7 protein-coding genes are annotated in these 7,908 nt (G+C 70.9%); 5 read left to right on the forward strand and 2 right to left on the reverse strand.

Annotated features, from left to right (window positions below; genetic code table 11):
• The 4 genes from DLJ58_RS01155 to DLJ58_RS01170 form a co-directional block, all read left to right on the forward strand.
• The coding region (locus tag DLJ58_RS01155) for a glycoside hydrolase family 18 protein (protein WP_148097961.1) at positions 1-1,137 on the forward strand (1,137 nt) is incomplete at its 5' end.
• A 181-nt stretch (positions 1,138-1,318) separates the two neighbouring features.
• The gene (locus tag DLJ58_RS01160; RefSeq protein WP_124853451.1) at positions 1,319-1,831 is read left to right on the forward strand and encodes a nuclear transport factor 2 family protein; all 513 of its coding nucleotides are present in this window, start codon (positions 1,319-1,321) and stop codon (positions 1,829-1,831) included.
• 87 nt (positions 1,832-1,918) lie between these two features.
• The gene (locus DLJ58_RS01165) at positions 1,919-3,325 is read left to right on the forward strand and encodes a class II 3-deoxy-7-phosphoheptulonate synthase (RefSeq protein WP_124853452.1); all 1,407 of its coding nucleotides are present in this window, start codon (positions 1,919-1,921) and stop codon (positions 3,323-3,325) included.
• 87 nt (positions 3,326-3,412) lie between these two features.
• Positions 3,413-4,453: a threonine aldolase family protein gene (locus DLJ58_RS01170; RefSeq protein WP_124853453.1), complete on the forward strand. Its 1,041-nt coding sequence runs from the start codon at positions 3,413-3,415 to the stop codon at positions 4,451-4,453.
• 99 nt (positions 4,454-4,552) lie between these two features.
• Here the strand turns inward: DLJ58_RS01170 and DLJ58_RS01175 are convergent, their stop codons facing one another.
• Positions 4,553-5,422, reverse strand: coding sequence for a deoxyribonuclease IV (locus tag DLJ58_RS01175; protein ID WP_124853454.1), 870 nt, complete (start codon positions 5,420-5,422; stop codon positions 4,553-4,555).
• Complete coding sequence (gene pknB, locus DLJ58_RS01180; RefSeq protein WP_124853455.1) at positions 5,422-7,410, reverse strand: Stk1 family PASTA domain-containing Ser/Thr kinase; 1,989 nt, start codon at positions 7,408-7,410, stop codon at positions 5,422-5,424. Before pknB ends, DLJ58_RS01175 begins: the two co-directional genes overlap by 1 nt.
• 188 nt (positions 7,411-7,598) lie before the next feature.
• Between pknB and DLJ58_RS01185 the strand changes: the two genes are divergently transcribed.
• The coding region (locus DLJ58_RS01185) for an Rv2175c family DNA-binding protein (RefSeq protein WP_244218733.1) at positions 7,599-7,908 on the forward strand (310 nt) is incomplete at its 3' end.

Here is a 7,908-nt window from a genome sequence, read left to right on the forward strand (position 1 = left end):
ACCACGCCACCGCCGAACACGGGTGGCAAGAAGGTCGTCGGCTACTTCGCGGAGTGGGGCGTCTACGGGCGCAACTACCACGTCAAGAACATCCAGACCAGCGGGTCGGCCGCCAAGCTGACCCACATCCTGTACGCCTTCGGCAACACCACCGGCGGTCGCTGCTCGATCGGTGACAGCTACGCCGACTACGAGAAGGCGTACACCGCGGCGGACAGCGTCGACGGCGTCGCCGACACGTGGGACCAGCCGCTGCGCGGCAGCTTCAACCAGCTGCGCAAGCTCAAGCAGCTGAACCCGCACCTCAAGGTGATCTGGTCGTTCGGTGGCTGGACCTGGTCCGGCGGCTTCACCCAGGCCGCGCAGAACCCGGCCGCCTTCGCCGAGAGCTGCTACAACCTGGTCGAGGACCCGCGCTGGGCGGACGTCTTCGACGGCATCGACGTCGACTGGGAGTACCCGAACGCCTGCGGTCTGACCTGTGACAGCAGCGGCCCGAACGCGTTCAAGAACGTGATCAGCGCGTTGCGGTCGAAGTTCGGGTCCAGCGCCCTGGTCACCGCCGCCATCACCGCGGACGGCAGCAACGGCGGCAAGATCGACGCCACCGACTACGCCGGCGCCATCGGCAACCTCAACTGGCTGATGCCGATGACCTACGACTACTTCGGCGCCTTCGCCGCCCAGGGTCCGACGGCACCGCACTCACCGCTCACGTCGTACACCGGCATCCCGCAGCAGGGCTTCAACTCCGACGCGGCGATCCAGAAGCTCAAGAGCAAGGGCGTCCCGGCCAACAAGCTGCTGCTCGGCATCGGCTTCTACGGACGGGGCTGGACCGGTGTCACCCAGGCCGCTCCTGGCGGCAGCGCCACCGGCGCGGCGCCGGGCACCTACGAGGCCGGCATCGAGGACTACAAGGTCCTCAAGAACACCTGCCCGGCCACCGGCACGATCGCCGGCACCGCGTACGCCAAGTGCGGCAGCAACTGGTGGAGCTACGACACCCCGTCGACCATCAACGGCAAGATGACGTACGCGAACAACCAGGGCCTCGGTGGCGCGTTCTTCTGGGAGCTCTCCGGTGACACGAGCAACGGCGAGCTCATCGGCGCCATCAAGGGCGGTCTCGGCTGAGCCGAGGGCCGACGCACCACCCACACGGCGGGAAGGGACCCGCACCGTTCCTTCCCGCCCGTGACACAGCGGTCCGGTCGACGCCCAGCGTCGATCGGACCGCCGCCGTTGGGCTCGGTCAGCTGGATGTGGCAGACTCGCGGCTCGGCACGTCTCGATCTCACCGCCAACGGAGGTGATCATGCGCGCGACCCACCGCAGGCTGGCGGCGACCGCCGCCGGGCTGATGCTTCTGCCGGTCGCCCTGGTCGGCTGCGGGATCGGCGGCGAGGACGAGGAGAAGTCCGCCGCCAAGCCGGCCCAGGCCCCCGCCGAGGAGGCCGCCACTCGCTCCCGTGAGCGCGTGCAGGCGTACCTCGACGCGATGGCGGCCAAGGACGTCGCCGCCGGCCGCAGCCAGCTCTGCGCTCTGCTGCACGACGGCTTCGACCTGGGCGCCACCGGCCCCAACGGTGACTTCGCCGACCATTTCCAGGTGCCTGAGGCGGCCATCACCGACATCCGTTCCGGTCCACGCGGGCAGGAAGTCAGCGTCTCGGTCTCGGTCACCGCGGGCAAGCGCACCGTCATCCGGCCGCTGGTCTTCACCGTGACCCGTGACGGCAGCGACTGGTGCATCGCCGGGGAGGCGCCCACCGGCCCGCCGGGTGCCAAAGCGACGCCGACCGGCGTCGCCCCTACCCCGGCGTCCTGACCAGCGCCCGGCAGATTGATCTCCCATCTGCCGGAACCGTCCCCCTCGGCGCCCGGCCACCCCGACGGTCGCCGTACGCTTTCTGTCATGCGCCATGAGTGGCATCAGCTGAGCCATCCCGCGGTGAGCAGCCCGGGCCTGCAGACCAGCCGACCGACCGTCGACTCCGCCGAGGACGCCGCGCTCGGCCTGGACCGATGGCGGGAGCTGCCCCGCGAGCAGGTCCCGCCGTGGTCCGACCCGGCTGCCGTGGCCGCGGTCTGCAAGGTCCTCGACACCGTGCCGTCGGTCGTCGCGCCCTACGAGGTGGACCAGCTCCGGCAGAAGCTCGCCCTGGTCTGCGAGGGCAAGGCGTTCCTGCTGCAGGGCGGTGACTGCGCCGAGACGTTCGTGGACAACACCGAGAGCCACCTGCTGGCCAACGCCCGCACCCTGCTCCAGATGGCGATCGTGCTCACCTACGGCGCGTCGCTGCCGGTGGTCAAGGTCGCCCGGGTCGCCGGGCAGTACACGAAGCCCCGTTCACTGCCGACCGACGCCCGCGGCCTGCCCGCGTACCGCGGCGACATGATCAACTCGCTGGAGGCCGACCCGGCCGCCCGGGTCGCCGACCCGCAGCGCATGATCCGCGCGTACGCCAACTCGGCGGCGGCGATGAACATGCTCCGGGCGTACCTCGCCGGCGGGCTCGCCGACCTGCACGCCGTGCACGACTGGAACAAGGGCTTCGTGAAGAACTCCCCGGCGGGGGAGCGTTACGAGGCGATCGCTCGGGAGATCGACCGGGCGCTGGCCTTCATCCGGGCCTGCGGCATGACCGACGACGAGGCGCTGCGCACCGTCACGCTCTACTGCTCCCACGAGGCCCTGGCCCTGGAGTACGACCGGGCGCTCACCCGGGTCTCCGACCGACGGGCGTACGGGCTCTCCGGGCACTTCCTCTGGATCGGCGAGCGCACCCGGCAGATCAGCGGGGCGCACATCGACTTCATCTCCCGGATCGCCAACCCGATCGGGGTCAAGCTCGGCCCGACCACCTCCCCGGACGAGGCGATCGAGTTGTGCGAGAAGCTCAACCCGGACAACATCCCCGGGCGGCTCACCCTGATCAGCCGGATGGGCAACCACCGGGTACGCGACGCTCTGCCGCCGATCGTCGCCAAGGTCACCGCCGCCGGCGCCAAGGTGGTCTGGCAGTGCGACCCGATGCACGGCAACACGCACGAGTCGTCGAACGGCTACAAGACCCGGCACTTCGACCGCATCGTCGACGAGGTGCTCGGCTACTTCGAGGTGCACCGAGGGCTGGACACCCACCCCGGCGGCCTGCACGTCGAGTTGACCGGCGAGGACGTCACCGAGTGCCTCGGCGGCGCCCAGGGGATCGAGGATCTCGACCTGCCCGACCGGTACGAGACCGCCTGCGACCCGCGACTGAACACCCAGCAGTCGTTGGAGTTGGCCTTCCTCGTAGCGGAAATGCTGCGTGGCTGAGCTTGCGAGCCCGCAGCCGGCAAGTCAGAGGATGACCATGGCTGACGCGAGGGTGAGCTTGCCAGCCCGCAGTCGGCAGTTGAAAGGATGACAGTGCCTGATCTGTTCGTGGACCTGCGGTCCGACACGGTGACCCGACCCACCCCCGGGATGCGGGAGGCGATGGCCGCCGCTGAGGTCGGTGACGACGTCTACGGCGAGGACCCGAGCGTCAACGCGCTGGAGGCCGAGGTCGCCGCGTTGTTCGGGCACGAGGCGGCGCTGTTCGCCCCGAGTGGTTCGATGGCGAACCAGATCGCCCTGCAACTGCTGGTGTCGCCCGCCGAGGAGTTGCTCTGCGACGCCGACGCGCACGTGGTCACGTACGAGATCGGCGCCGCGGCCGCGTACGGCGGGATCTCTTCGCGGACCTGGCCCGCGGTGGGCGCGGACATCGACCCGGAGGTGGTGGCCGGGATGATCCGGCCGGACGGTTACTTCGCCGTCCCCACCCGCGCGATCGCCGTCGAGCAGACCCACAATCGCGGCGGCGGCGGGGTGATTCCGCTGGCGACCCTGCGGGATCTGCGCGGGGTCGCTGATGAGGCGGGCGTCGCGCTGCACTGTGACGGAGCCCGGATCTGGCACGCGCACGTCGCCGACCAGGTGCCGCTGATCGAGTACGGCCGGCTCTTCGACACGCTGTCGGTGTGCCTCTCCAAGGGCCTCGGCGCGCCGGTCGGTTCGCTGGTGGTGGGCAGCGCGGAGAAGATCGAACGTGCCCGGCTGATCCGCAAGCGGATGGGCGGGGGCATGCGCCAGGCCGGCATTCTCGCCGCCGCCGGGCGGTACGCGCTCGCACAGCACATCGACCGGTTGGCCGACGACCACGCGAAGGCGGCCCGGCTCGCCGAGGCGGTCGCTCCGTTCGGTGTGCTGGCCACCACGGTCCGTACCAACCTGGTCGCGCTGGACCTCACCAAGCACACCATGGACGCCCGGGCCCTGGCCGCCGCGGCGCGGGCCGAGGGCGTACTGATCTCGGTGCTCGGCCCCCGTACCGCCCGCCTGGTCACGCACCTGGGCCTCAGCGACGCGGACATCGACCGCGCCCTGGCAGCCCTACCCCGCATCCTCGCCGCAGCCTGAAACCCGCCCACTCGCCTGCGTCTCACCTCGGTGATCAAGAGGTTCGCGTCAGATTCCGGTCGCCGGGTGACGCAAATCTCTTGATCAACAAGGTTGGGGTCAGGGGTGGGACAGGCGGGTGAGGGTGGCGATGTCGGCGGCGTGGCCCAACTGCTTCTCGCTGGGCGTTTCCACCACGAACGGGACGCCGGCGGTCGCCGGGTGCGTCATCAGCTCGGCGAAGGCGGGCTCGCCGATGCTGCCCTTGCCGATGTTCTCGTGCCGATCCCGGGTGGAGCCGCACAGATCCTTCGAGTCGTTGGCGTGGACCAGCCGCAGCCGGTCCGCGCCGACAGTGGCCACCAGGGTGTCCAGGGTCGCCGTCATGCCGCCCTCGGCCGCCAGGTCGTGGCCGGCCGCCCAGGCGTGGCAGGTGTCGAAGCAGACCCCGAGCATGGGGTGCCCGTCCACCGCGTCCAGGTAGGGCCCGAGCTGCTCCACCCGGGAGGCCAGTGAGCGGCCACCGCCGGCGCTCGGCTCGACCAGCAACATCGGCCCGCCAGCGTCGGCAGCCCAGTCGAGCAGCGGCAGCAGCACCTCGCGGACCTGTCGCATCGCCGCCTCGGCGTGCCCCTCGTCCACCGAACTGCCCGCGTGGAACACCACCCCGCGCGCGCCGATCGCCACGCCCCGCCGTAGCGCGTGCGCCAGCGTCTCGCCCGACTTCTCGACCGTGGCCGGGGTGGGCGAGCCGAGGTTGACCAGCAGCGCGGCGTGGATGAACGCGGGAATGCCCCGCTCGGCGCAACCGTCGCGGAACAGGGCGTCCTGCACCGGGTCGCCGTTGGGCAGAGCCCAGCCTCGCGAGTTGGAGACGTAGACCTGCACCACCTGCGCGCCGGTCGCGTCGGCGTACGGCAGGGCGGCCTTCGCCAGCCCACCCGAGGTCGGAGTGTGCGTGCCCACCGGCCGCGTGGAGATCGTCGGCATCAGAAGCACGTCAGTGTGACCGGGGTGCCGGGCGCCACCTGCGAATTTTCGCCCGGGAGCTGGATCCGGACCACGGCGTTCGGGTTGATCGCCATCGTCACCGGGAAGCCCTGACCCTCCAACGCCTGCTTGGCCTGCTGGCACGGTAGGTCGATCACCCGCGGCATGGCGACCAGCGGTGGCCCCTTGCTGACGTCCAGCTTGACCTCGGTGCCCTTCTCCACGCCGGCGCCATCGGCCGGGCTCTGGCCGAGGATCTCGTCCCTCGGCTTGTCGGAGTCCTTGTAGGTCTCCTTCAGCACCAGGTTGAGCTGGGCGAGGGCCGTCCGGGCGTCGGTCAGGCTCTTGCCGACCAGGTTCGGCACCGTCACCGGCGCCCTGCCCCGGCTCAGGATGAGGGTGACCTTCGCACCTGGTTTGACCTCGGCGCCCACCTTGGGGGAGCTGTCCACCACGACCCCGGCCGGCAGGCTGTCGTCGTAACGGGGGGTGCCCTTGGCCACCACCAGCTTCGCGTTGACCAGGTCCGCCTCGGCGAGCTCGAACTCCTTGCCGATCACGTCCGGTACGGGGAAACGCTCCGGGCCGAGGGAGAGGGTCAGGGTGATCGTGCCACCCTTGATGATCTTGGCAGCGGACGCCGGGCTCTGCTCCAGCACGCTGTCCTTCGGGGCCTTCTCGTCGAAGCGCGGCTCAGCGTACTTGACGAGAAGCCCGGTGCGGTCGGCCTGCGCCTGCGCCTCGGCCTTGCTCAAACTCACCAGTTGCGGAGCGTCCGTGTAGCGGCCGACGCCGAACCACCAACCCCCGAGCGCGGCCACCAGGCCCAGCGTCACGACCACGGCCGCGACGGCCAGCCGGCCACGGGGGTTGCTCAGCACCGTGCTGCGCAGCGCGGCGAGCCGGGCGCCCAGGCCCTCCGTCGGCTCCGGGGCGGCCCGACGCCGCCCCGGCCCCTGGCTGCTGGCGCCCTCGGGCAGTCGTGCCCACGACGGGCGGTTGGGCGGCTGGACCGTCGCGACCATCATTGTCGGCTGGGAGAGCGACGGTTCGTCACTGACCGGGCGGAGTACGGCGGTGTGGCTGTTGGCGTCGCCCAGACGATCCCGGGCCACCTGCACCTCGGCCAACAACGCGCCGGCGTCTGCGGGCCGCGCTTCCGGATCACGGCGGGTGGCCCGCTGCACCAGGTCGTCGAGGACCGACGGCAGGCCCGGCACCAGCGTCGAGGGCGCCGGCACGTCCCGGTCGACGTGCTGCCAGGCGACGTCCACCGGGCGAGCCCCGTCGTACGGCACCCGGCCGGTGAGCATCTCGAACAGCACGATGCCGGCCGAGTAGACGTCGGTGCGCGGATCGGCGCGGCCCTCGGTGACCAGCTCCGGGGCGACGTACGCCACGGTGGCCATCAGCTGGTTGCCCTGCTCCTCGTCGGCGCTCGCCTCGACCGCCCGGGCCAGCCCGAAGTCGGCCACCTTCACGACGCTGTCGACCAGGTTGGCGACGCCACCGGTCGGCGCCTCCGCGACCAGCACGTTCTCCGGTTTGACGTCGCGGTGCACGAGACCGGCCCGGTGCGCGGCGGCGATCGCCGCGAGCATCTGCTCGGCGATGGCCAGCGCCTCGTCCGGGTTGAGCCGGCGTCGCTCGGCCAGCACGTCACGCAGCGTGCGGCCACGGACGTACTCCATCACCAGGTACGGCAGGCCGGCGTGCGTGCCCTGGTCGTAGACCGCCACCACGTTCGGGTGGGTCAGCCGGGCGATGGTCTTCGCCTCGTCGGTGAACCGGGCCACGAAGTTGGCGACCCGGGCCCGTGCCTCGCTCGCCTGGGTCGGGTGAATGATCTTGACAGCGACGGTGCGCTCAAGGCGTTCGTCGGTGGCGGTGTACACGGTCGCCATGCCACCACGGGCCACGCGACCGCGAATGCGGTAGCGCCCGTCGATCAGCGAGCCCAGCAACGTGTCGGCGACCTGAGTGTCCATCGGCAGGCAGTCTATGTGTCCAAGGGGTGAAGGATGAACAGGATGCTACAGCCGTACGCCGAACCGGTCCGTCCCGCCGCGCTCCCGGCCCCTTATTCGCTGGTCAGCGGCGATCAGGGAAGAGGACGCAGATGGGCCGCCCGGGGTGCCGGTGGCTCGTCGCGGCGACGGCGTGGCAGGGTGGTCGGGTGACCGAACCCGTACCCGACCAGGCCGCGCCCGGCCTGGAGCTCGCCGGCCCCACCGACCCGGCCGACTGGTTGACCCTGCCCGACGTCGCCGAACGCCTCGACGTGTCGATCAGCAAGGTGCACCAGATGATCCGTGACCGGGAGCTGTTGGCGGTCCGCCGCGACGGCGTCCGCCGGATCCCAGCAGACCTGGTTGCCAACCAGACCGTGCTCAAGCACCTGCCCGGCGTGCTCAATCTGCTCGCCGACAACGGCTATGACGACGAGGCCGTCCTGCGCTGGCTCTACGAGCCGGACGACACCCTCC

Origin of the sequence: Micromonospora arida (assembly GCF_003857035.1) — a bacterium.
Classification (GTDB): Bacteria; Actinomycetota; Actinomycetes; order Mycobacteriales; family Micromonosporaceae; genus Micromonospora; species Micromonospora arida.